23 protein-coding genes and 1 pseudogene are annotated in these 24,090 nt (G+C 64.9%); 6 read left to right on the top strand and 18 right to left on the bottom strand.

All coding sequences use genetic code 11. The annotated features are described in order from the left end of the window. Window positions 1-48 precede the first annotated feature (48 nt). Window positions 49-624 (top strand): TMEM175 family protein, encoded by a 576-nt coding sequence (locus tag LB523_RS02645; protein ID WP_140839754.1) that lies wholly within the window; start codon window positions 49-51, stop codon window positions 622-624. 3 nt (window positions 625-627) lie between these two features. On the opposite strand, the gene LB523_RS02640 is transcribed toward LB523_RS02645, so the two are convergent. After that, window positions 628-909 carry a hypothetical protein gene (locus tag LB523_RS02640; RefSeq protein ID WP_224600805.1) on the bottom strand — a complete coding sequence of 94 codons (282 nt, stop codon included), beginning with the start codon at window positions 907-909 and terminating at the stop codon, window positions 628-630. A gap of 171 nt (window positions 910-1,080) precedes the next feature. Between LB523_RS02640 and LB523_RS02635 the strand changes: the two genes are divergently transcribed. Beyond that, on the top strand, window positions 1,081-1,947 hold the full coding sequence (locus tag LB523_RS02635) for an SDR family NAD(P)-dependent oxidoreductase (protein ID WP_224600804.1): 867 nt from the start codon (window positions 1,081-1,083) through the stop codon (window positions 1,945-1,947). 8 nt (window positions 1,948-1,955) lie between these two features. Here the strand turns inward: LB523_RS02635 and LB523_RS02630 are convergent, their stop codons facing one another. From LB523_RS02630 to LB523_RS02620, 3 genes are all read right to left on the bottom strand, one after another. Then, window positions 1,956-2,450 carry a low affinity iron permease family protein gene (locus LB523_RS02630; protein ID WP_224522895.1) on the bottom strand — a complete coding sequence of 165 codons (495 nt, stop codon included), beginning with the start codon at window positions 2,448-2,450 and terminating at the stop codon, window positions 1,956-1,958. 299 nt (window positions 2,451-2,749) lie between these two features. Continuing rightward, window positions 2,750-3,418 (bottom strand): DapH/DapD/GlmU-related protein, encoded by a 669-nt coding sequence (locus LB523_RS02625; RefSeq protein WP_224522847.1) that lies wholly within the window; start codon window positions 3,416-3,418, stop codon window positions 2,750-2,752. 64 nt (window positions 3,419-3,482) lie between these two features. Then, window positions 3,483-3,911 carry a CreA family protein gene (locus LB523_RS02620; protein WP_224600994.1) on the bottom strand — a complete coding sequence of 143 codons (429 nt, stop codon included), beginning with the start codon at window positions 3,909-3,911 and terminating at the stop codon, window positions 3,483-3,485. Between the two features lie 230 nt (window positions 3,912-4,141). On the opposite strand from LB523_RS02620, the gene LB523_RS02615 reads away from it, so the two are divergent. The 3 genes from LB523_RS02615 (at window position 4,142) to LB523_RS02605 (ending at window position 7,621) form a co-directional block, all read left to right on the top strand. Beyond that, window positions 4,142-4,726: an SCO family protein gene (locus LB523_RS02615; protein WP_224600803.1), complete on the top strand. Its 585-nt coding sequence runs from the start codon at window positions 4,142-4,144 to the stop codon at window positions 4,724-4,726. A gap of 79 nt (window positions 4,727-4,805) precedes the next feature. After that, complete coding sequence (locus tag LB523_RS02610; protein ID WP_224600802.1) at window positions 4,806-5,678, top strand: 50S ribosomal protein L11 methyltransferase; 873 nt, start codon at window positions 4,806-4,808, stop codon at window positions 5,676-5,678. Window positions 5,679-5,776: 98 nt separating this feature from the next. Further along, a complete protein-coding gene (locus LB523_RS02605; RefSeq protein WP_224600801.1) occupies window positions 5,777-7,621 on the top strand; it encodes an aminopeptidase P family protein in 1,845 nt (614 codons plus the stop codon). Window positions 7,622-8,068: 447 nt separating this feature from the next. Here LB523_RS02605 and LB523_RS02600 read toward each other — a convergent pair whose 3' ends face one another. From LB523_RS02600 to LB523_RS02550, 11 genes and pseudogenes are all read right to left on the bottom strand, one after another. Next, window positions 8,069-8,365: an AzlD family protein gene (locus tag LB523_RS02600; RefSeq protein WP_224600800.1), complete on the bottom strand. Its 297-nt coding sequence runs from the start codon at window positions 8,363-8,365 to the stop codon at window positions 8,069-8,071. Beyond that, window positions 8,362-9,090, bottom strand: a complete 729-nt coding sequence (locus tag LB523_RS02595) for an AzlC family ABC transporter permease (protein WP_224600799.1) — start codon at window positions 9,088-9,090, stop codon at window positions 8,362-8,364. The genes LB523_RS02600 and LB523_RS02595 overlap by 4 nt, the downstream gene beginning before the upstream one ends. Before the next feature lie 223 nt (window positions 9,091-9,313). Further along, window positions 9,314-10,708 carry a glutamine synthetase family protein gene (locus tag LB523_RS02590; RefSeq protein ID WP_224522851.1) on the bottom strand — a complete coding sequence of 465 codons (1,395 nt, stop codon included), beginning with the start codon at window positions 10,706-10,708 and terminating at the stop codon, window positions 9,314-9,316. A 22-nt stretch (window positions 10,709-10,730) separates the two neighbouring features. Further along, on the bottom strand, window positions 10,731-11,828 hold the full coding sequence (locus tag LB523_RS02585; RefSeq protein ID WP_224544816.1) for a branched-chain amino acid ABC transporter permease: 1,098 nt from the start codon (window positions 11,826-11,828) through the stop codon (window positions 10,731-10,733). Between the two features lie 15 nt (window positions 11,829-11,843). Next, window positions 11,844-12,743, bottom strand: a complete 900-nt coding sequence (locus LB523_RS02580) for a branched-chain amino acid ABC transporter permease (protein ID WP_224600798.1) — start codon at window positions 12,741-12,743, stop codon at window positions 11,844-11,846. Between the two features lie 6 nt (window positions 12,744-12,749). Beyond that, window positions 12,750-13,454: an ABC transporter ATP-binding protein gene (locus LB523_RS02575; RefSeq protein ID WP_224600797.1), complete on the bottom strand. Its 705-nt coding sequence runs from the start codon at window positions 13,452-13,454 to the stop codon at window positions 12,750-12,752. Between the two features lie 16 nt (window positions 13,455-13,470). Next, window positions 13,471-14,625, bottom strand: a complete 1,155-nt coding sequence (locus tag LB523_RS02570) for an ABC transporter substrate-binding protein (RefSeq protein WP_224600796.1) — start codon at window positions 14,623-14,625, stop codon at window positions 13,471-13,473. Window positions 14,626-14,667: 42 nt separating this feature from the next. After that, window positions 14,668-15,333 (bottom strand): annotated as a pseudogene (locus tag LB523_RS02565) (ABC transporter ATP-binding protein); the annotation flags it as partial. Window positions 15,334-15,531: 198 nt separating this feature from the next. After that, complete coding sequence (locus tag LB523_RS02560; RefSeq protein WP_224600795.1) at window positions 15,532-16,116, bottom strand: helix-turn-helix domain-containing protein; 585 nt, start codon at window positions 16,114-16,116, stop codon at window positions 15,532-15,534. 71 nt (window positions 16,117-16,187) lie between these two features. Next, a complete protein-coding gene (locus LB523_RS02555) occupies window positions 16,188-17,027 on the bottom strand; it encodes an N-formylglutamate amidohydrolase (protein WP_224600794.1) in 840 nt (279 codons plus the stop codon). Continuing rightward, window positions 17,005-18,414, bottom strand: coding sequence for an aldehyde dehydrogenase family protein (locus tag LB523_RS02550; protein ID WP_224600793.1), 1,410 nt, complete (start codon window positions 18,412-18,414; stop codon window positions 17,005-17,007). The genes LB523_RS02555 and LB523_RS02550 overlap by 23 nt, the downstream gene beginning before the upstream one ends. 178 nt (window positions 18,415-18,592) lie before the next feature. On the opposite strand from LB523_RS02550, the gene LB523_RS02545 reads away from it, so the two are divergent. Next, window positions 18,593-19,351, top strand: a complete 759-nt coding sequence (locus LB523_RS02545; RefSeq protein ID WP_224600792.1) for an SDR family NAD(P)-dependent oxidoreductase — start codon at window positions 18,593-18,595, stop codon at window positions 19,349-19,351. 24 nt (window positions 19,352-19,375) lie between these two features. On the opposite strand, the gene LB523_RS02540 is transcribed toward LB523_RS02545, so the two are convergent. From LB523_RS02540 to recN, 3 genes are all read right to left on the bottom strand, one after another. After that, window positions 19,376-20,068 carry a DUF2461 domain-containing protein gene (locus tag LB523_RS02540; RefSeq protein WP_224600791.1) on the bottom strand — a complete coding sequence of 231 codons (693 nt, stop codon included), beginning with the start codon at window positions 20,066-20,068 and terminating at the stop codon, window positions 19,376-19,378. Continuing rightward, the gene (gene ligA, locus LB523_RS02535) at window positions 20,068-22,275 is read right to left on the bottom strand and encodes an NAD-dependent DNA ligase LigA (protein WP_224600790.1); all 2,208 of its coding nucleotides are present in this window, start codon (window positions 22,273-22,275) and stop codon (window positions 20,068-20,070) included. The genes LB523_RS02540 and ligA overlap by 1 nt, the downstream gene beginning before the upstream one ends. Window positions 22,276-22,412: 137 nt before the next feature. Continuing rightward, on the bottom strand, window positions 22,413-24,086 hold the full coding sequence (gene recN / locus LB523_RS02530) for a DNA repair protein RecN (RefSeq protein WP_140726825.1): 1,674 nt from the start codon (window positions 24,084-24,086) through the stop codon (window positions 22,413-22,415). Between the last annotated feature and the right edge of the window lie 4 nt (window positions 24,087-24,090).

Below are 24,090 nucleotides of genomic sequence, written 5' to 3'. Positions count from 1 at the left end.
CTTGTGCGAAATCCTCGCGTAGCTTTTGTCGGCCGACGAGGAGGAACCATGGGCAAGGGACGGGTCGAGGCATTCACCGATGGTGTCGTCGCCATCATCATCACCATCATGGTGCTGGAGCTGAAAGTGCCGCATGGCGAAGATTTCTCAGCGCTTCTGCCGCTGTGGCCGGTCTTTTTCTGCTATGTGCTGTCCTTCATCAATGTCGGCATCTACTGGAACAACCTGCACAACATGTTCCACACCGTGCAGCGGGTCGATGGACGCGTGCTGTGGGCCAACCTGAACCTTTTGTTCTGGCTGTCGCTGATGCCGGTGACCACCGCGTTCATGGGAGAGAACCACTTCGCGCCCGTACCGGTCGCCGTCTATGGCATCGACCTCGCGCTTTGCGCCGTCGCCTACACCATCCTGGTCCTCAAGCTGCGCCATCTGCACGGCGCCGACACGACCTTCGCCAAGGCCGTCGGTCGTGACAACAAAGGCAAGATCTCGCTGGCGCTCTATATCGCCGCAGTCCTGCTCAGCTTCCTCAACCAGTGGATCAGCGTGGCGATCTATGTGCTTGTAGCGACCATCTGGTTTGTGCCGGACAAGCGCTTCGAACGGTTGGTAGAGAAATAACGCTTACTTCCGCATGGTTTTCAGCTTTTCCGCCGCCGAGGCGGCAAGGTCGGCATAGCGCTCCTCCAGCCTCTCGGCTGCCTTGATGATCGGAAAGTCATGGCCGAATTTCTCCAGCGCCAGCCTTAGCTTCTCGGCGAAATCCGCCTGCTTCTCCAGCGCCGCAAACAGCGTCTTCACCTGCGTCTCGCTGATGTCGGGATTGGCGAGCATCTTAGGCACGTCGCGGCTCATCTGGTCGCCGTTGACGGTTTGCTCCTTCAGGATTCCGATCCAGTCGGTCAAATGCCGAACTCCTTTTTGGGACAACATGCGCGGCGTGCGCTGCGATGGTCAACCCGTTGCGGCTTTCGCCGTCAACCCGTTGCGGCTTTCGCCGTAATCACCGGACGAACCGGCCTTGCCTCGGCGGCGCCTGGCGTTAAGTTCGGCCCGACCCGAACAAGGATGGAACTCATGACCAGCGACGCCCAGATCCAGACCGCCCTGCCCGCCTTCGCCTCCGGCAATGTCGCCGTCATCACCGGCGGCGCCAGCGGCATCGGCCTTGCCGCCGCAAAACGGTTCGTGGCAATGGGCATGAAGGTGGTGCTTGCCGACATCGGCGGCATGCGCCTCGACCAGGCGAAGCAGGCGGTCGCCGCGATCGGCGGCGAGGATGCCGTCCTCCCAATCCCGACCGATGTCTCCAGGGCGGAAGAGGTCGACCGGCTCGCAGATCTCGCTTACGGTGCCTTCGGTGCGGTGTCGGTGCTGATGAACAATGCCGGCGTCGGCAACAATCCGGGCAAGCCGTGGGAGAACCGCGACGCCTGGAAGCGGCTGCTGGATATCAATTTCTGGGGCGTCGTGCATGGCGTCGAAGCCTTCGCGCCGCGCATGCTCGCCGCCGGAAAGCCGGGCCTGATCATCAACACCGGGTCCAAGCAGGGCATCACCACGCCGCCCGGCAATCTCGCCTACAACGTCTCCAAGGCCGGCGTGAAGACCTTTACCGAAGGACTGGCGCATGCGCTGCGCAACGAGCCGGGAGCCAAGGTGTCGGCGCATCTGCTGATCCCGGGCTTCACCTATACCGGCCTGACCGAAGGCGCGACGGAAAAGCCCGCCGGCGCCTGGACCGGCGAGCAGGTGATCGACTTCATGCTGACATCGCTGATGGAGGACGACTTCTACATACTCTGCCCGGACAACGAAGTGACGCGGCCGATCGACGAAAAGCGAATGGCCTGGGCGATGGGAGACATCATCGAGAACCGCCCTGCCCTGTCGCGCTGGCATCCCGATCACAAGGATGCCTTCGCGGCCTTCATGAACCGCTGACGGCCCTGTCAAGCCGCGGCTTTCTTCTTGGATGCGTTCTTCCCGGCCGCGGTCTTCTTTGTGGCCGCGCCGGCGGTCTTGGGCGCATGCCTGGTGCCGTTCTTTCCGGCGACGGCCTTCTTGGCCGCCTTTTCGGCGATCTCGCTGTCATGCCGTTTTGCCGCCGCCTCGCATTTCGAGCGGATCTCCTCCACCTCTGACTCCGTCAGGTGTTCGATTCCGATGAAATGGTTATGGGCGCGGCTCACCCTGATCAGTTCGTCCAGCTTGGCCTGGATCGCCGCGCCATCGCGATTTTGCGTGTTCTGGATCAGGAACACCATCAGAAAGGTGATGATGGTGGTGCCGGTGTTAATGACCAATTGCCAGGTGTCCGAGAACCCGAAGAGCGGTCCACTCAACGCCCATACAACCACGATCGCCACACAGATGGCGAAGGTGGGCGGCAGCCCCGCCAGATGTGCCACCTGGTTGGCTATCCGCGTGAAAACCTTCTCGATCATGCAAGTCCCTCGAACCGTGGATGTGCTGGCATTTGCGAAGAAACAAGCTGCCGCCCGCTCCGGTTCCGCGGGATCGAATTTTGTGCCGACACGTGCACGCAATCGGCTACACGCAGAAAGCGCAGTTTCGCGAAAAAACACCTTATCCGTTTATTTGCAATAGTGCCGGTGCAGGCCGAAAGCCTGTTCCTTCCGCTTCACGGCGGTTTACCTCCAGCCCCTTCCGCCGCGCCACCCCCGCATGGCGGAAGGGGCATTTAGTTCCGAAGAGTGGAAGGGGACCGGTCAGACAGCGCCGGTCATGTGCTCGACGGCGTTCCGCCCGTGTCGGTAAGCGTTTCTTGCCAACGATCGAGAAAGGCTTCGATCGGCATGGCCTGCATATCGGGGATTGCGCTCGCCAGTTTCTCGGGCGGCCAGTCCCACCAGGCAAGGGCTTCGATGCGCGACGCGACGGTGGCGGAGAACCGCCGGCGCAGCGGCTTTGCCGGAACGCCTGCGACGATCGTGTAGGGCGCGACGTCATGTGTCACCACCGCATTGGCGCCGATGACCGCGCCGTTGCCGATCGCGACACCCGGCATGATCACCGCGCCGTGTCCGATCCAGACATCATGGCCGATGATGACCGATTTTGCTTGCCGTCGCGCGCGAAAAGCCGTGTCGACGCCCAGCCAGCGAAAATACTCGTTCGGCCGGTAGCTGACCTTGTGCTGTGTCAGCCGCTCGATCGGATGCTCTAGCGCGTTGATGCGGCTGTTCGCGGCGATCGAGCAGAACTTGCCGATTGTCGTATAGATCGCCTCGCAATGGCGTTCGAAATAGGAAAAGTCGCCGACGCTCACCTCGCGCAGGATCACCCGCTCGCCGATCGAGGCATAGCGGCCGAGCTTGCATGCCTTCAGCTCCGCGGTCGGATGGATGCGCGGCTCGGGATCCTTGAGGACGAGGGTTTCAGGACGGTCCATGAGGGGGCTTTACGCCGGCGGGGACGGCCCTGCAAGCGCGGCCTGCCCCCGCCAAGCCTATCGCCTATTGCGGCTTGCCCTTGGTCCACACCACGTTCTGGCCGTAAAGCGGCACGGTCGTGACCGACATCTTCGCCGAGCCGTTCTGCACCTGGCGCGAATGCGACAGATAGATCAGCGTCTCGTTCTTCTTGTCGTAGATGCGGTTCACCACCTGCTTTTTCCAGATCAGGCTGAGGCCCTGCTTGAACACCTCCTCGCCGCCCTCGCCCATGTCGATGTCGCCGATGGTGATCGGCCCGGTCTGGCGGCAGGAGATCGACGAATCGGAAGGATCCTCGAACCAGTTGCCCTTATGCAGCCGGTCGATGATGCTGCGGTCGAAATAGGCGACATGGCAGGTGACGCCGTCGACCTTCGGGTCCTTGATCGCATCGACCATGATGTCGTTGCCGACCCAGTCGACACCCACTTTACCCACTTCGTCAGCCATGGCCGCGCCGGCGCTCAGGGCAAGACAGGCGGCGAACAAGCCGATCAGTTTTCGCAAGGAAGCCTCCTCGGTTCACGTTTGCCGATGTCAGGTGGGACAGGATCGTGGCGTTTGCAAGCCGATCGGCCCGCCCGGCGGCTTGCGGCAACGCGACATCTTTGCGCGCCCGGCGCCGACCCGCTAAGACTGTCGCCGAACTGGCTTCCAGCCAAAGCAACGGACATTCACTGATGATGCGCTCAATCCTGGTCGGCATTCTCGTCCTGATGGCGGCGGGCATCGGCTGGCTGACATTCGACTGGTACCGGGGCCACTATGGCGGCGAGCCCTTCGGCGCGCCCTTCACGCTGGTCGACCACAAAGGCGCGCCGATCACCGAAGCCGCCTTCAGGGGACACCCCAGCGTCGTGTTCTTCGGCTTCACCCATTGCCCTGAAGTCTGCCCGACGACACTGTTTGAGCTCGCCGGCTGGCTGAAGACGATGGGCGACAGCGGCAAGGACCTCAGCGCCTATTTCGTCACCGTCGATCCGGAACGCGACACGCCGGAGACGATGAACACCTATGTCAGCAACTTCTCCGACCGGATCACCGGCATCACCGGCGAGCCGGACAAGGTGCATGCCATGGCCAAGGCCTTCGGTATCTATTGGAAGAAGGTCGACACTGGCGACGGCGACTACACGATGGACCACACGGCCTCGGTGCTGCTGCTCAACGCCAATGGCGATTTCGCCGGCACCATCGCCTATGGGGAGAGCGCCGACACCGCGATAGCCAAGCTGAAGCGGCTGGCTGCGGGTGGGCAAACCTGATCCCGAACCGAAGGTCAGCGACCGCAAAAAGTAGGAACCGGTTTTCGGAAAAGATCATGTTCAAACAAGAATCTTTCTGATGGGGCAAACCAGACTCCATCTTACCGCCAACAAGATTGAAGCCGACCGCATCTTCGCGGCGCTGGACGCAGCGTTCGAGGATGACGGCCTGCCGATCGCCGTGCTGGAGCTCGACGAGGAAAAAGATATCCATGAAGTGTCGCTCTATGCCGATGGCGACATCGATCCCATCGAGGCGCGGGTCAGGGATGTCCTCGCCGGTCTCGGCCTGCCGAAGGCGATCGAGCGCGAGGTCCTTCCCGACGTCGACTGGGTGTCGCGCTCGCTGGAAGGCTTGAAGCCGGTCCGCGCCGGACGCTTCTTCGTCCACGGCTCGCACGACCGGGCCAAGCGTCGCAGTGGCGACCTCGCCATCGAGATCGAGGCGGGCCTTGCCTTCGGCACCGGGCACCACGGCACCACCGCCGGCTGCCTCGAAGTGCTGGAGCAGGTGGTGCTGCGCGAGCGGCCGCGCAACGCGCTCGACCTCGGCACCGGCAGCGCCGTGCTCGCCATCGCGCTGGCCAAGCTCGCGCATATCCCGGTGCTGGCGACCGACATCGATCCGGTCGCCGTCCGCGTCGCCGCCGCCAATGCCCGCCTCAATCACGTCAAGGCGCTGGTCGAGACGGTGACGGCGCCCGGCTTCCATCATCCGATCTTCGCCAGGCGCGCACCTTTCGACCTCATCGTCGCCAACATCCTGGCCCGGCCGCTGATGCGGCTCGCGCCCGAAATGGCCAAGCACATCAGCCTGGGCGGCTCGCTGGTGCTCTCCGGCATCCTCGACCGGCAGCGCGACGCGGTGATCTCGGCCTATGTCGGCCAAGCCTTCCGCCACGTGCGCACCTTGCATCGCGAGGGCTGGGTGACCATCCACCTCAAGCGCTGAGGCCGGGTTGCATCCAGCCGATCTGGCCCTGCCGAAATCGATTCCGATTTCCGGGGTCATGCGCTACGCTCGCAACAAGCATCGAAGAGAGGCCAAAAATGTTCCAGACCTTTGATTCCGCTGGTGATCCTGCCGTCGGTAAGCCGCGTGTGGCGCAGCTGCGGCAATGGCTGGCTGAGCATGGTTTGGATGGCTTCCTTGTTCCCCGCGCGGACGAGCACCAGGGCGAATATGTCGCCGACCGCTCGGCGCGGCTGAAGTGGCTGACCGGCTTTTCCGGTTCGGCCGGCGTCGCGATCGTGCTGCGCGACCGCGCCTTCATCTTCGTCGACGGCCGCTACACGCTGCAGGTGCGGGGCGAGGTGGACCTGTCGATCTTCACCGTCGAAAGCCTTGTCGACAATCCGCCGGCCAGCTGGATCAAGGACAATCTCGGCAAGGGCGCAAGGCTCGGCTTCGACCCCTGGCTGCACACGATCGGCGAGATCAAGGCGCTGAAGGCATCGGCCGAGCAATCCGGCGCGACATTGGTGCCGCTCGACAGGAATCCCGTCGACATCATCTGGACGGATCAGCCGGAACCGCCCCGCGCGCCTGTCGAGATCCATCCGCAAAACCTCGCCGGCGAGCTCGCCAAGGACAAGCTCAAACGGCTGGCAGGCGCGATCGAAAAGGACGGCGCCACCCATGCGGTGCTGACCGATCCGTCCTCGATAGCCTGGGCCTTCAACATCCGTGGCGGCGACGTGCCGCACACGCCGCTGGCGCTCGGCTTCGCCATTCTCGCCGCCGATAGCAAGCATCAGCTGTTCATGGACCAGCGCAAATTCCCGCGGCAGGTCGCGGCTTACCTCACCCAGCTTGCCGATCCGCATGATCCAGGCGAGTTCGAAGCCGCTGTCATTGAACTCGCCAAGGGTGGTGCGAAAATCGCGCTCGATCCGGTGCTGGCGGCGGAGAAGCTCCGCACGTTGGTGGAGGACAATGGCGGCAAGGTCGTCTTAGCCGCTGACCCGGCGCGTATTCCCCGCGCGACCAAGAACCAGGCCGAGATCGCCGGCAGCCGCGCCGCGCATCGCCGCGACGGTGCCGCGGTCGCCAAGCTGTTGTGCTGGCTCGATCGCCAGAAGCCCGGCACGCCGGACGAAATCGCCGTCGTCACCAAGCTTGAGGAGGTGCGCCGGCAGACCGGCGAGGAAACGCAGATGCCGCTGCGCGACGTCTCCTTCGACACGATTTCCGGCGCCGGCCCGAACGGCGCGATCATGCACTACCGCGTCTCGCGCGCCACCAGCCGCAAGCTTGAGAGCGGCGAGCTGTTCCTGCTCGATTCCGGCGGCCAGTATCAGGACGGCACGACCGACATCACCCGCACCGTGCCGATCGGCCAGCCGAGCGAGGAGATGCGCGAGCGCTTCACCCTCGTGCTGAAGGGCATGATCGGCATCTCGACGCTGCGTTTCCCCGCCGGCACGCGCGGTTCGGAGATCGACGCCGTTGCCCGCGTGGCGCTATGGAAGCATGGCTGCGACTTCGCCCACGGCACCGGCCACGGTGTCGGCTCCTACCTCGCCGTGCATGAAGGGCCGCAGCGCATCGCCCGCACCGGCACAGAAAAGCTGCTTGCCGGCATGATGCTGTCCAACGAACCGGGCTACTACAAGGAAGGCGCCTACGGCATCCGCATCGAGAACCTGATCCTGGTCACGCCGGCGGAGCAGATCGAGGGCGGCGACATCGCCATGCACGGCTTCGAGACGCTGACGCTGGCGCCGATCGACAAGCGGCTCATCCGCACCGATCTGTTGCACCGGGACGAGTTGCAGTGGCTCGACCGCTATCATGCCCGGGTGCTGGCCGAGATCGGCCCGATGGTCGACGGCGAAACGCTGGCCTGGCTGGAGAAGGCGACAGCACCGCTGCCGCACGATGCGAAGATTTGAGGTGAGCTTCTGTCTCCCGGTTCGACGGCTACGCCATGCACACATCTTCTGTGACTGGCGCGACTGATCAGGCCGAAGCCTTGATTGCCACGTGGTTCCCCCAATCCGTCGCTGCTTCGCAGCGCCACCTTTCCCCCCTCCGGAGGGAAAGGAAGGGAGCCTTGCTGGACGAGCGTTGGCGGCAAAAAGCTCGGCGCCTTTCCTCTCCCCCGTCGATCGGGGGAGAGGTGGCTCGGCGAAGCCGAGACGGAGTGGGGGTCGACCAGCGCAGCGTAAGACAATGCATGCGCCAAGCTGCTATGCACGCTATCGTCCAAAACCAGCCGCTTGGGAAATGTGTGCATCCCCTAGCGCTCCACAGCGAGAAATGCCCAGGTCATCCTCCGAAGCTGCTGCGGAGGACGGGCAGGACAATGAGGGGCAGCGCCAGCCATTCAGGATGGAAAGCTATACGACGAACTGCCTCGCCAGAATCAGGACAGCGGCCCCAGCCAGAAACATCGCCATCAGGCCGCCGCGCAGCGACACCAGCACGGTGACGATCAGCGCCGCCCATTCGGCCGGCCCGGCATGCAGCAGTTCCGGCGCGACGAGCGTCGTCAGCACCGCGGCCGGCACGGCGTTCAACCCGGCCTCGACGCGCGGATGGATGGTCTCAAAGCGCGAGATGACGAGGTGGCCGCCGACACGGGTCAGATAGGTGGCGACGGCGCCGGCCAGGATGATCCAGAAGGTCGTGCTCATGGCCGCTTGCCCACGCCGCTGTGATGCGGCGGCAGGATCACCGCCAGGACGATGCCGGCGACCGCGCCGATCGAGACATGCCAGGGTGAGCCCACGGTTCGATAGGCGATGATCGAGGCGACGGCGCTGGCGGCGACGACGGGCGCCCAGAGCGGCCGTTTGCGAAAGCCGAGCACCAGGCCGAGGAAATAGATCGGCAAAAGGAAATCGATGCCCAGCGCATGCGTGTCGGGGATCAGCTTGCCGAACACCGCGCCCAATCCGCTTTCGATAACCCAGAACACATAGACCGGCAGGCCTAGCCCCAGATACCAGACGAAGCCGACGGGACGGCCGGACTCCGCCCTCGCCTCGGCGATGGCGAATTGCGGATCGGTCAGGATGAAATAGCCGAGCGCCTGCTGCAGCACCGGCCAATGCGCGATGCGCCTGCCGATGCCGGCCGAATAGAGCACGTGGCGAAAGTTCACCGCGAAGATCGACAGCACAATCAGCCATGGCGCGACATGCTGGCCGAACAGTTCGATGCCGACCATCTGGCTGGCGCCGCCATAGATCATGGCGCTCATCAGGAAGGCTTCGAGGACGGAAAACCCATTGTCGACGGCGATCGTGCCGAACAGGATCGCGAACGGCGCGGAGGCGACGACCACCGGCATTGAAAGCCGCACGCCGTCCCAGAAATCGCCGCCCGTTCTGCCTTCAGACATTGCTTCCGCTGCCATGCGCCGCTCCTCGTGCATGTCGCCCAGAAGTGCGCAGCGGTTCTGGGACAACGACATGCATCAACAAAAGACTTAAAGCGCGTCGCCTGGATTCGTTCAGCGCACGCGCTTTAAGAGCGGCTTGATTTAGAGAGCGTCGCCTCCAATGTCACACCAATTCGCTTGACCCAGCGATCAGCGGAACTGATCGCCGGGTTGCGAAACGTTGGAATCTTTAGGCAGCTCAGCTGACGAAATAGCGCTGCCACTCGAAGTCCGTGATATGCGAGGCCTCCCAGGCATCGAAGGCCGCCTGCTCGGCGCGGCGGCTTTCGGCGTAGTTGTCGCGGAACGCTTCGCCGAACGCCTCGGCGCAGAAATCGGATGCGGCGAAGGCTTCAATAGAAGCATTGAGCGTGCGCGGCAGCTTCGGCTTGTCGAGGTTGGCGAGGTTGCTCGTCACCGGCGCCTCGAGCGGCAAATCCTTCTCGATGCCTTCGCAGCCGGCCGCCAGGATCGCGGCGATCGAGAGATAGGGATTGACGTCGGCGCCAGGCGCCCGGTGCTCGAACCGGCACGCGGCATCGTTCGGCGTGGTGATGGCGCGGATCGGCGCGGTGCGGTTCTCGAAGCCCCAGGCGACGTCTTCCGGCGACCACGCGCCGCGATCGAAGCGGCGGTAGGAGTTGACCGTCGGCCGGAAGAAAATATGGGTCTCCTGCATGCGGTTGAGCACGCCGGCGAGGAATTTCTCGGCGACCGGCGTCAGCCGGTTCGGTCCAGCCGCGAAGGCCGGCTTGCCGTCCCGCCACAGGCTGACATGATGGTGCGCGCCGCAGGCGCTTTCCTTGCCCGGCGGCTGGAAGCGCGTCATGAAGGTCGCCACCAAGCCACGCTCGGCGCACAGCTCGCGCAGATGCAGCTTGGCGCGCATCGCGGCATCCGCCGCCGCCAACGCGCTCTTCGGCGTTAGCGCGTATTCATACATGCCGTAGCCATATTCGGTCACCAGCGAGGCGACGCCGATGTCGATGCTCTTCATGCGCGTAATGAATTCGGCGGCGAAATCCTGGTATTCGCCACTGCGCACGAGGTCGTAGTTGATCAGCGAATGGCCCCATGGCTTCAGCTCGCGATAACGGCCGGCGCGCATCAGATCATGGTCGGCGTGGAAAATGCCGAACTCGTATTCGAGCGCGAATTTCGGCTCATAGCCAAGCGCCCTCGCGCGCTCCTCGACGCGCGCCAGCACGCCGCGCGGGTCATACGGACAGACGGCGCCGTCCAGCATGTAGGAGCGCGTGATGGCGGAAGCGAATTTCGGCTTCCAGCCATGCTGCACCACCGTATCCGGATCGATGATACCCTTGATGTTGGGAAAGCCGTTCTCCTCATTGGCGCTCGGCGAGGCGAAGGCGACGTCGCCCATCGGCTGGCCGTCGCCATGCGTGACGCAATAGAGGATGGCATTGATCGACTCACCGGCTGTGGAGAGCTTCAGCGGCGCGATCTTGGAGCGTACGACGCCCGACGTGTCGACGGTATGCACCTCGACGAACTCGACGCCGCGCGATGCAAGCTCGGCCTGCAGCGCCTCGAGCTTCGGCGCATACGCCGCCACCCTGTCCTCAAATTCCACGTTCAACCTCCACCACGAAAAGCTATTTGGCGTTGCGCCGCAACAGGAGCGACAGCAGCTCGTCGAGCTCATGCCGGCCGCTGATGCCGCTCGGCCGGAACGCCATGCAAAGCACGATGACAACGCCGAGCGCCACGCCCGACAGGCCGAGCAGCTGCGGCATCTGGATACCCGCGACCGTCACGCCGGACTCGATGCTGCGGATGAATTCCAGCCCGATCGAAAGCACGATGACGCCGGTGACCGCGCCAGTCACCGTTGCCATGCCGCCGAGGATCAGCATCGCCAGCGTGTTGAAGATCATCTGGAAATAGAACAGTTTTGGGCTGATCGTGCCGGCGAAATAGGCGTAGAGCACGCCGGCGAGCCCGCAGATCAGCGCCGACAGCACCCATGACATGAGCCGCAGTTTCTTCGCATCGATGCCGAGCGCAGCCGCAGCCTGAGGGCTCTGCGCGCTGGCCCGCAGCTGCAAGCCCCAGCGGCTGTCCTTGAACAGTCGCGCCGCCACGATCGCCATCACCGCGAAGACCAGCATCCACGGCAGGCCGACCACTTTCGGAATGCCGAAGAAAGCCTGGTTGCCCTTGAACAGATTGGTCCAGTTGAGGAAAACCGAATGGACGATGATGAGCAGCGCCAGGCTGACGATGGTCGCAGCGACCCCCGACAGCCGGCTGATCACCTTGCCGCTGACCAGCGCCACGATGCCGACCACCAAGAGCGCAATGAGCGCCGACGAAACCGGATCGAGCTCCAGCGTCGCAAAGCCGAACGGCGCGTTGGGGATCGACAGCTTCTTCATGGCAAGCGGCGTCGACAGGATGGCGACGCTATAGGCGCCGAGCCCGACAAAGGCGCTGTGGCCGAGATTGGCGATGTTGGAATTGCCCATGAACACTTGCAGGCCGACCACGACGATCAGGTTTACGAAGGCGCCGAGTGCGAGGAAGGTGTAGTAGGTCGGCGCGAAGTTCAGCACCAGGAGCCCGATCGCCAGCACCGGCAGCGCTGTCACCAGCCCGCCGATCAGCGAGCGGAGGATCGCGTTGCCGGGCTGCGCGGTGGCGGCCGGCGCCGCCATCTGTTCGACCGCTTGCGAGAGTTCGGAGCCTGCCACGTCAGATCTCCCGCCCTAAATCTCTTTGTCGCCGAGTTCGATGCGCTGGCCGAGCAGGCCTTCCGGCCGGTAGACGAGCAGCGCGACGATGATGGCGTAGGTGAGCGCGTCCCGGAAGCCCGCATATTCCTGCGGCAGCGCGACGAGCAGGCCGACTTCGATGAAGCCGAGCAGCATGCCGCCGACCGCAGCACCCGGCAACGAGCCGAAGCCGCCGATGACGCAGGCGACAAAGGCCTTCAGCACCAGGCCGAAGCCGAGATCGGGTGAGACGCTGCCGCGCCGCGCCAGGATGAAGACGGCGGCGATGCCCGCCAGCGCGCCCGAAATCGCAAACGCCGTGGCAATCACCCGGTTTGCCTTGATCCCCATCAGCCGCACGGTGGCGAAGTCGCGCGAGGCAGCGCGAATGGCGAGCCCGAGCGTCGAGCGGTTGAGGAAGAACACGAGCGCAAGGATGGTCAGGCCCGATACGACCAGTTCCATCACTTGCAGCGAGGAGACGGCGAAGGGGCCGAAGAACCACATCTGGTTCAAGCCGTTGAGGATCGAGACCGACTGCGGCTTTGGCGAGATCAAAAGCATGAAAAGGTTCTGCACCACGATCGACACGCCGAAGGCGGTGAGCAGCCCGGTGGTGGTCGGCGCATAGCACACCGGCCGGAAGGCGACGCGTTCGAACACCACCGCCGCCAGCGCCGCCATTCCGACGGCAAGCAGCACCGCGACGAAGGGCGAAGTCAGCCCGAGCGCGGCAGCCAGGAACACGCTGTAGGCCGAGACCCCGATGATCTCGCCATGGGCGAAATTCACCAGGCCCATGATCGAGAAGACGACGGCGAGCCCGAGCGCCACCAGGGAATATTCCGCACCGAAGGCGAGCGCATTGAGGAGTTGCTGCAAGGCGTAATCCATCGCCGCCTACCCGCCGATATAAAGGTTGAACAGGCCGTGCTCGTCGGCGAGTCTGGCCGGCGGTCCGTCATAGCGCAGCGTGCCCGAGCTCACGACATAGACGCGGTCGGCGAAGCGCAGCGCCTGTTTGGCGTTCTGCTCGACCACCAGCAGCGTCAGCCCTTGCGCCTTGAGCTCGCCGATGAAATCGAAGATGCGCGCCACGATCTTGGGCGCGAGCCCCAGCGACGGCTCGTCGAGCAGCAGCAGCTTCGGCCGCGACATCAGCGAACGGGCGATCGCCAGCATCTGCTGCTCGCCGCCCGAAAGCGTGCCGGCCGCCTGGCCGAAGCGTTCGGACAGCACCGGGAACAGCGACAGGAACCGCTCGATATCCTGGCGCACGCTGGCGGGGTCGCGCCTTGTCGCGGCTCCTAGCCGCAGGTTCTCGCCGACGCTCAGGTTGGAGAAGATGTGCCGGCCTTCCGGCGTCGCGGTCAGTCCGGCACGGATGCGGTCCTCGGTGCGGACATGCGAGATGTCCTTGCCGTCGAGCACGATGCGCCCTGAAGCTGGCGTCACCAGACCTGTCAGCGCGTTGATGGTCGAGCTCTTGCCGGCGCCGTTGGGCCCGAGCAGGGCGACAAGCTCGCCCTGCCCGACCTCGAGCGACAACTCACGCACCGCCGTGACGGCGCCATAGCGCACGACAAGCTTCTCGACCTTCAGCACGTGTTCCCGGCCCCGCTTAGTTCAGCGCCGGAACGAAGGTCGGCGGCGTGTCGGTGATCAGCACCCGCTTGCCGTCGGCAAAGCCCATCACCGGCACGGCTTTGACCGGATAGCCCTTCTTCTCGGCGAAGGAGATCGTCGGCGCCGTGGTGCCCGGATAGCCGCCAGGCGCGCGGATCGCCTCGCGTAAGGCGGCGGGGTCGACGGTGCCGGCCTTTTTCGCCGCTTCGTAGCTGATCTGCACCATGTCGGCGCCGAGCGCGTCGAAGATGCCGTTGATCTTGTAGCCGTCGGCCTTGCACTGGGCGAGGAACTTGTCGATCGGGCCGTCGACGCCGGTCGCGCCATGGGTCGCGAACATCACCTTTTCCAGCGACTTCGGATCGCCGACCGTACCTTCCAGCGACTTGTCGTCGAAGGCATCGCAGCCCGCCACCCACCCCTCGTAGCCGTTGGCGCGCAATTGCCGGATCAGGATGCCGACATCGGGCAGCACTGCGCAGATATGGATCGCGTCCGGCTTCTGTGGCAACGCCTTGATCGAGGCGATCTGCGGGGACCAGTCGGTGGTGCCGTAGGAATAGTTGAATTTGGCGACCACCTTGCCACCGAGATGCTCGAACACCTCGCCGAACCACTCCGGCAGCTTCTCCGAGTAGGACCCGGCATCGGGTGACACCATCAGCGCGACGGTCCGCGCGCCTTTGCCGTAAAGCGCGTTGGCGGTGGCCGAGGCATTGATCGGATCGGGCACCGCGCCGGCGATGAAGTTGTCGAGCCCAGCCTGCTGCATCTCGAGCTGCGTGTTCGGCGCCGAGAACACGGTGGCGCCATAAGGCTGCGCGGTCTGCGCCATCGGGATCAGCGCATCGGGAAACGGCACGCCGGTGATCACCTGCGCGCCGGCATCGAGGAATTTCTGGCCGAGCGAGACCGAAAGCTGCGGATCGGAGCGGTTGTCCTCGATCATCAGCTCGACCTTGGGATCGTTCGCGCTTGCGGCCTTGTTCAGCCTGTCGGCCATGCAGCGCGCGCCCTCGGCCTCGCTATAGGGCGCGTAGGCGCCGGTCATGGCGACCGCAAGCCCGATCTTCAGATCGGCGGCGCCTGCATGCCCGGCCTGCAGCAGTCCCGCGGTCAGCACCGCGGCTCCCAGCAAAATCTTTTCCATTCTACCCCTCCTTCCTCTCATTGCGGTTGTTCTTCCGGGCCTTCAGGCCGTCTCTGACTGCCCGACATAGACCTCAATGACGCGCGGATCGCGCCACACGTCTTCCGTCTCGCCCGAAGCGATCACCTGGCCCTGGTCCATCACGCAAAGCCGGTCGCAGAGCCGGTTGATGAAGCGCAGGTCGTGATCGATGACGATGGTCGCGCAGCCGACGTCGCGGCGAATGCCTTCGATGGCGATGGCCAGCGTCTCCGACTCGGCCTCGTTGAGACCGGCGGCCGGTTCGTCGAGCAACAACAGCGACGGCCCAAGCGCCAGCGCGCGTGCGATCTCGAGCCGGCGCTGGCTGCCATAGGGCAGCGTTCCGGCCGGGCTGTCGGCGAAGCCTGCGAGCTCATATTGCTGCAGAAGCTGATCGACGCCGATGCGCATGGCGGCATCGGGGCGCACGGCCCGACAAGTGATATGCGCGACCTCGACATTCTGCCGTACAGTCAGGTCCTTGAATAATCTGATGGTCTGGAAGGTGCGGCCGACCCCTGCCCGCGCGCAATGCTCTGGGCTGCGGCCCGTGATCTCTTCGCCCGCGAGGCGCACGCTGCCGCTGTCCGGCTTGAGCACGCCCGAAATGGCGTTGACGAGGGTGGATTTGCCGGCGCCGTTCGGACCGATGAGACCGAGGATCTCGCCGGCCTCGCAGGTCAGCGAGGCGCTGCGCAACGCCTGCACGCCACCGAATGTCTTGCTGACTGCCTCAACCGACAGCATCGGTCATCTCTCCCATTCCCGGCCGCTGGCTGTTCTCCTGTCGGCCGGTCAAAGGATGCTAGTCCCCGAACTTTTCCATAACAAGTATTTTTTTCCATTCTAGAAAAATTCTTGAGTGGAAGGGCTGAGGCCCGTCGGTCAGACGCCTGCTCCCGGCGGCAGCCCGTCGCGCGGCACCGTGTTCGACATCAGCATGATGACGGGCTCGTCGCCGAGCGCCACATAGGCGTGCTGCATTTCGCCGTCGAACAGGATGCTGTCGCCGGGCTGCAGGACGCTCGGGTCGTAGTGGAGCGTGTGGAGCTGCAGGCTGCCGCTCAACACATGGATGAACTCCTCACCCGAATGGCTGCGCCAGCCGCCGTTTTCCTCGAAGGTTCTGGCGCGCAGCGTCACGCGCCAGAAAATATTGGTCTTGTCGCGGAAATCGCTGCACAAGACCTCGAATTCCATGGCGTTGCCTTTGTGCAGGATGCCGCTGCCGGCGCGCGTGATCGAGCGGCGCGCCTGCGGCCCGGGCTTCGGGCTGAACAGGAAGGAGGCCACCGGCACGTGCAGCGCGCCGGCAATCATCAGCGCGATATCGACGGTCAGCCTGGCCTTGCCGTTCTCCAGCTTCGAGAGCTGGGACACGGAAAGGCCCGAGCGCTCGCTGAGATCGCGCAAGGTGATGTTCTGCTGCTTGCGCGCGTCGCGGATCTTGCTGCCCACATTGCCTTGCATCGTCCACGCCCTTGGCTGCCGTGTTTCCAATTCGACAAGCTCTAGCGTTCCGATATTTGACCGTCCAGCCTTCAGACGGCTACGGCTGATTGCGGCCATAGGGATATCGCGATGGTGGCAAAGGCAGCCTCCAGGAGGCGGCTGACGCGTTCGAAAGTTTCCGGATCGGCAAGCAAGTCGTTGCGCAGCTCGAGGTAGAGGCAGGGCCGGCCCTGCTGCAGCCCGTGCCGGTTCAAGGTGTAGCCGACAGCCTGGCGCCAGTCGTAAGGTTCGTTATCGCCGATTCTGAAGCCTGCTTCCGGGCCTTGAGCCCTGAGCGTTTTCAGCACCGACGCGACGAAGGGCGACTGTTCCCGCCACAGCACGCCGATATCCACATTGCGCTTCACCCCGCCCATCACCGGCGTGAAGGAATGCACCGAGATCAGCGCGCGCCTGCCGGCAGCGGCTTCGATGATTGCCCGTTCGACCGGCGCCCAGGCGACGAGCTTGCGCAGCCTCGCATCCGCCGCGTCCACAGCGAGATTGCCCGGCACCGGGATGCCGCCGAGGTCGGGACGCATGAAGTCCCACTCCTCGGCGGGGCGGTTATAGTCGAGGAACAGCCGTGAATAGCGCGCGATCACCGCCGGCGCCCGCAGCGTTCGCGAGAGCCGGCGCGTCAGCGCGCCGACGCCGATGTCCACCGCGAAATGCGTGCCGAGATAAGGCTCCGCCAGGCCAAGGTCGCGCCACGGCGCCGGCACGACGTTGCCGGCATGCTCGGCAATCAGAAGATAGGGGCTGGCCGCATCCGGCAGCAATCGTTCCACCCCGGCCGCGGCAAGCGCCGCGACGGCCGCGTCGCCAAGCTTTTCAAGGTCCCGCACGACCGGATGCCGCCGGCGGTCAGGCGATGACGGAGCGGACATGATAAGCCTTCGCCGCCGTCGCCTCGATGAGGCCGGCGCGCCCGTTGGCGCGGCCAAGACCGGAATTCTTGATGCCGCCCCAGGGCAGATAAAGGTCGGCGTGATCGCATCGGTTGAGATAGACGGTGCCGGCCTCGACCTCGTCGAGCAAGGCCACGCCGCGTTCGACATCGCGCGTCCAGATCGAGGCGCTGAGGCCGTAGTCGCTGTCGTTCATTAGGCGGATCGCCTCGTCGTCGCCGCCGACGGCCTGGACGCAGGCCACCGGCCCGAACAGCTCGTCGCGCATGATCGGCATGCTGTGGTCGACGCCGGTCAGCACCTCCGGCGCGACATAGGCGATCCCGAGGCTTGCCGCCTTGCGCGCGCCATCCTGCGGCATCAGGCGCTTCGCCCCTGCTCGCACCGCGCCTTCGGTCAGGTCGCGGATGGTGTCGGCCGCGACCGCGCGCACCACCGGGCCGACCATCGGCTTTTCAGCGATCGGATGGCCGATCGACCACTTCGCCGTCTCGGCGACCAGCGCCTCGACGAAACGGGCGTGAATCAGGCGGTCGACATAGATTCGCTCCACCGAGCAGCAGGACTGGCCGGCGTTGGAATAGGTACCCTCTGCGATCAGCGGAACCGCCGCCTCGAGGTCGGCGTCGGAGCGCACATAGGTCGGATCCTTGCCGCCAAGCTCGAGATGGACCTGGGTGAAGGTGCCGGCCGCCGCCGCATGCACGCGCCGGCCGCCATTGACCGAACCGATGAAATTGACGGCGTTGAAGACGCCGGAAGCGATCAGCCGCTCCGCATCCGGATGGTCGAGGTGCAGACACTGGAAGACCCCTTCCGGCCCGCCGGCCGCGCGAAAAGCCTCCTCGGCGAGTTCCGCGATCAGCGGCGTCTGCGGCGAATGCTTGAAGATCACCACATTGCCCGCGGCAAGCGGCGACGTGACCAGATAGCCGAGCATGGCGGTCGGGTAGTTCCAGGCGCAGATCGAAAGATGTAGGCCGCCGGCCACCGGCTTGGCATAGCGGCGGATGTTCTCGTCCGACGGATAGGGCATGTCGGCCAGCGTGTCCGGTGCAGCGCCTGCAAGCAGCTCGCCGATCACCGCCAGGCGCGGCGTCTCGTCGGCTTGCCACAAGGGCCTGCCGATCTGCCACGCCACCGCCTCGGCCAGCGGAGCGGCGCGCGCCTTCATCTCCTCGCCGAAGCGCAGAAGGATCGCCAGGCGCTCGGCCAGCGGCGTGCGCCGCCAGCCCGGCAGCGCCGCGCGAGCGCGGGCGACGGCCGCCTCGATCGCGGCCCCGTCCGCATAGTTGCGCTGGGCATAGATCGAGCCGTCGACAGGAGAGGTCACCGAGAAGGTCCGGGCGCCGGAATGCAGGGTCATGGTCTTGGAATCCACCCAAAAGGAAGCTGTCAGCCACGGCACGATATCGCGATTTTCTATTTTGGCAAATTTTTTCGAATACGGCTTGATGGATTTTTTGTCGGCCCCTATTGTCCCGCCATCGCGCCTTGGCGCAGAGATAGCGCCGCGCCTTGCAGCAAGAACCGAGGGGGGATGAATGGTCGTCTATGATTTCACGGGCCGGCATGCGGTCGTCACCGGAGCTGGCGGCGGGATGGGCGAAGCGATCGCGCTGGAGCTGCTCGATGCCGGCGCCTCCGTCACCGCCATCGACATCAAGCCGCGTCCGGCCTCCCTCGCCTCGTATGACGACCGGCTCACCTTCGCCCAGGGCGATTTGACCGACGCGGCCTTCGTGGAACGGACCATCGGCGCGGCGGGCCGCGAGCGCGGCGGCATCGACTATCTCGCCAATGTCGCCGGCGTATTGTGGTTCGGTCGTGACAAATCGGCGCTCGAAATGGACCTCGATGTCTGGGATCAGGTCTTCAACATCAACTTGAAATCCTTCGTGCACACCGCACGCGCGGTCGTTCCGCAGATGCGCGCCGGCGGCCGCGGCGGCGCCATGGTGCATTTCTCGACCATTCAGTGGTATCGCGGCGACCCGAAGCCTCAGGATGCCTATCAGGCCTCGAAGGCAGGCGTCTGCGCGCTGTCGAAGTCGCTTGCCATGCAGCTTGCCGGCGACGGCATCCGCTCCAACGCGATCTGCCCCGGCATGGCGCTGACGCCGCTGCAGGCGCGCTGGGACACCGAAGAAAAGCGCGCCGCCGTGGCGAAATATACGCCGCTCGGCCGCATCGGCACGCCGCAGGACATGGCAAACGCCGCGCTCTTCCTCCTCTCGGACGCCGCGAGCTACATCACCGGGATCGAGCTTGCCGTCGACGGCGGCCTGCTGATGCGGATGTAAGCCCGGCGACAGCCGGAGGCGGCGTCAGGCCGCGACAGCCGTCCCCTGGATCGCCCGGCCCCAGTCGAGCAGCGGCTTGGCGCCAAGCGTGAAGCCGACGAGATCGTCGACCAGCGCCGGCGAATGGATCGTCGCCGGATCGATGTCGTGCCGGACCACGAAATGCCGGTTGCGCACCGCCTGGGCGAGATCCTCGTCACCGACATCCTCGAAACCGCGCGGCACCCGCTTCATGCGGTCTTCCGCATCGAGCTCCAGGCCGGCCTTCTTGAGCGATGCGACCATGCCGCGGAACGCGGCCGGCTTGGTCACGATCGCCTTGCGCATCGCCTGCAGCAATTCAGGCGCCGGCTGCCACCAGGCCACACCCGCGAAGCAGCGCTCGAGCCCGATATGCACGTAGAAGACGCCCTGCTCCATCTTGGTGCCGTCGGGCGACAGAATCGCCGAGAGATGCCGATTGTAGGGCCGCTTGTCGTTGGAAAAGCGCACGTCGCGATTGATGCGGAACAGCGATTTCTTGCGGTCGCCGCGCAAGCCGAGCTTGGCCGCCTCGAAACGCTCTGTGAGCGTCTCGACCAGATCGCAGAACGGCCCATGCAGCTCGCTGTCGTAAAGGTCGCGGTTTTCCTGGAACCACTCACGGCTCTGGTGGAAGTCGAGCGCCTTCAGGAACGGAATGGCCTTCGGCCCAAAACCCTTGAACGCTCCAGTCATTAGCCGCCCCTGCCGATCCGCTGCAGCCATGTGTCCTCGTCGATCACCTCGATGCCGAGATCGCTCGCAACTTTCAGCTTCGAGCCGGCGCCGGGACCCGCCACCACCAGGTCTGTCTTGGCCGAAACCGAGCCCGCGACCTTGGCGCCGAGCCGCTCCGCCATCGCCTTGGCTTCCGAACGCGTCATCTTTTCCAGCGAGCCGGTGAACACCACCGTCTTGCCCGAGACTTCGCTGCCGGCCGAGATTTCCATGACGTAGGGTTTCGGATGAACCTGCGTCAGCAAGGCGTCCAGCACATCGTCATTGCGCTCATTGCCGAAGAAGTCGCGCAACGCGTTGATCACCGTGTCACCGATGCCGTTGATCGACGGGAAGACGCTGTGCGGATCCTCGGCCTTCGCCGTCTCCTTGCCGATACGGATCAGCTCCTCGATGGTCGAGAATTGGCGGGCAAGCACGGCCGCCGTCGTCTCGCCGATATGACGGATGCCGAGCGCGAAGATGAAACGGTCGAGCTCCGGCTCGCGGCGCGCATCGATGGCCGCAAACAGCTTGTCGAGACCTTCATAATTACGCTCCTCGACGCTGCGAACATTCTTGCGCGCCTTGCCCGAGGCTTCCTCGCGCAGCCTCGCCTGCTCCTCCCGTCGCTCGGCCAGCGCCCTGGTGACGGCGGGCCTTCGGTCCTTCAGCGTGAAGATATCGGCGGCGGTCTTCACCAGCCCCGAATTGAAGAACAGGTCGATGTTTTCGGCACCGAGGCCTTCGATGTCGAGCGCGCCGCGCGACACGAAGTGACGCAGCCTTTCGACCGCCTGTGCGGCGCAGATCATCTCGCCGGTGCAGCGCCGCCGCGAATCCTCCTTGCCCGTCTTCTCGTTGATCTCGCGCGTCGCCGGCGAGCCGCAGACCGGGCAGGTATGCGGGAATTCATAGGGCACCGCGCCAGCGGGCCGCTTATCGATGACGACGCTGACGATCTGCGGGATGACATCCCCTGCCCGCTGAATGACCACCGTGTCGCCGATACGCACGTCGATGCCGTCGCGGATCGGCTGGCCGTTGCTGTCGAAGCCCTTGATATAGTCTTCGTTGTGCAGCGTGACATTCTCGACCACCACGCCGCCAACCGTGACCGGCGCAAGCCGCGCCACCGGCGCCAGCGTGCCGGTACGGCCGACCTGGATGTCGATCCTCTCGACGGTCGTCATCGCCTGCTCGGCCGGAAATTTGTGGGCGACCGCCCAGCGCGGCTCGCCGGTGACGAAACCCCAGCGGCGCTGCAGTTCGAGCTGGTCGACCTTGTAGACGACGCCGTCTATGTCGTAGCCGAGCGAGGAGCGCTGCTCCTCGATGCGGTGGTAATGCGCGATCAGGTCGTCGATGGACTTCGCCCGCACCATCAGCGGGCTGACCTTGAAGCCCCATTCCTTGAACTTCTGTACGGAATCGAACTGCGTCGGCGCTGGGTCCGCTGTCGTATAGCCCCAGGCATAGGCGAAGAATTTCAGATTGCGGCTGGCGGTGACCGATGGATCCTTCTGGCGCAGCGACCCTGCAGCCGTGTTGCGCGGATTGACGTAATCCTGGCCGCCGACCGCCGCTGAACGCTGCTTCAAAGCCTCGAATTCGGCATAGGTCATGTAGACCTCGCCGCGGATCTCGATGATTTCCGGCCAGCCCGAACCCTGCAGCTTCTTCGGGATGTCGGCAATCGTCTTCAGATTGGCGGTGATGTCCTCGCCGACCGTGCCGTCGCCACGCGTCGCGCCCTGCACGAACACGCCGCTCTCGTAGCGCAGCGAGGCCGACAGCCCGTCGATCTTCGGTTCGGCGGTGAAGGCGATGTCGAGGTCCTTGTCGCGGTCGAAGAAACGCCTTCCGCGCTCGATGAAATCGGCGACGTCCTGGTCGGTATAGGCCTTGGCGAGGCTCAGCATCGGCACCGCGTGCCGCACCTTGGTAAAGCCCTCCGCAGGCGGGGCGCCCACCCGCCGCGTCGGCGAATCCTCGCGCACGAGATCGGGGAAGCGCTCTTCGATGGCGAGGTTGCGCCGGCGCAGCGCATCATACTCGGCATCAGTGATCGTCGGCGCGTCCTCGGTGTGATAACGCCGGTCATGCTCGGCAATCTCCGCGGCCAGTTGCTTCAGCTCATCCGCGGCTTCGCCTTCGCTCAACGAATCGACGGGTTTTTCCGACATGCATCAGTCCTTGGATTGTGGCGCGCCACTATAAATCAGGATTTGACGGCAGGGAGTGGGCTTGCGCAAAAATCATTGCTGAACAGCACGATGCAGCCATCTGCTGACTCGGATTGGAATCGACGAGGCCCAACCTTCTATGCGGCAGCCGTATTCTCGCGCAGCAACCGCTCCGCTGCCGCGCGCGCTTCGTCGGTGATGGTGGCGCCGGCCAGCATGCGCGCGATTTCTTCCTGGCGCGCCGCGCGGTCCATTTCGGCAATGCCGGTGGCGACGCGGTCCTTGCCGCCGGATTTGGAGATCAGGAAATGCGTGGCGGCGCGTGCCGCAACCTGCGGCGCATGCGTCACGGAAAGCACCTGTACCCGCTTTGACAACCGCGCCAGCCGCTGGCCGATGGCGTCGGCCACCGCGCCGCCGACGCCGGTGTCGATCTCGTCGAACACGAGCGTCGGCGCCGAGCCGCGATCGGCCAGCGCCACCTTCAGCGCCAAAAGGAAGCGCGAGAGCTCGCCGCCGGAAGCGACCTTCATCATCGGTCCCGGCCGGGTGCCCGGATTGGTGCGCACCCAGAATTCGACCTGGTCGATGCCTTCTTCCATGCGGCTTTCGGCATCGCTTCCCATCTCGACGATGAACTCGGCCCGTTCGAGCTTGAGCGCCGGCAGTTCCGCCATAACAGCCTTGGTCAGACCCGCCGCCGCCGCATGGCGCAGCGACGACAGCTGCGCCGCGGAAATATCGTAGGCCTCGCGCGCCGCGGCGGCCTGCTTGGCCAGCGCGTGCAGCCGCTCCTCGCCGGCATCGAGGTCGGCAAGATCGGCCACCATCGTGTCGCGCAGCTGCGCCAGATCGTCGACCGCGACACTGTGCTTGCGCGAGGCGGCGCGCAGCGCAAACAGACGCTCTTCCGCCTTCTCCAGACGCTGCGGATCATATTCGGTGGCGCGAAGTGCTGCTTCCACGCCGGACTGCGCGGCGTCGAGCGAGATCATCGCTTCGTCGAGCGATTTCACCACGTCGTCGAGCAGGCCGGGGGCTTCGCTGGACTTACGCTGCAGCCGCCGCAACAGGCTGGCGAGTTGCGGCAAGGGCGAGGACGGCCCCGACAGCACATCCTGCGCATCATGGATCTCGGCGGCGATCTTTTCGACGCGCATCATCGTCGCGCGCAATTCCGCAAGCTCCGTTTCCTCGCCCGGCTGCGGGTCGAGTCTTGCGAGCTCGGCCACGGAAGCGCGCAGATAATCGGCTTCGCGCGCCGCCGCCTCGACCTTGGCGCGATGCCGGGAAAGCTCCTGCTCGCAGTTTCGCCAGTACCGCCAGGCTTCGCCCGTGCCGCGCACGGCGCCCAGATGGCCGCCGAAACTGTCCAGCAATTCGCGATGCGCGCCGGGATCGACCAGCGCCCGCTCGTCATGCTGGCCATGGATCTCGACCAGCGCGCGGCCGACATCGCGCATCAGGGTGACGCTGGAGGGCTGGTCGTTGACGAAGACGCGGGTGCGGCCATCGGCGGTCTGTACGCGGCGCAGGATGATGTCGCCATCGTCCTCGATGTCGTTTCCGGCGAGCAACGCGCGCGCCGGATGGTTGCGCGGCACATCGAACACCGCGATGACCTGGCCTTGCGCGGCGCCATGGCGGACGAGCGAGGCATCGCCGCGCGCCCCAAGCGCCAGCGACAACGCATCGAGCAGGATGGATTTACCGGCGCCGGTTTCGCCGGTCAGCACCGAAAGCCCAGGCAGGAAGTCGATGTCCAGCTTCTCGATCAGGACGATATCGCGGATCGACAGTCTGGACAGCATCGCA

The sequence above is a fragment of the Mesorhizobium sp. ESP-6-4 genome (assembly GCF_020164735.1).
Taxonomy (GTDB): Bacteria; Pseudomonadota; Alphaproteobacteria; order Rhizobiales; family Rhizobiaceae; genus Mesorhizobium.
Note: the sequence above shows the minus strand (reverse complement) of the source record. Positions and strands in the feature narration are given on the sequence as shown.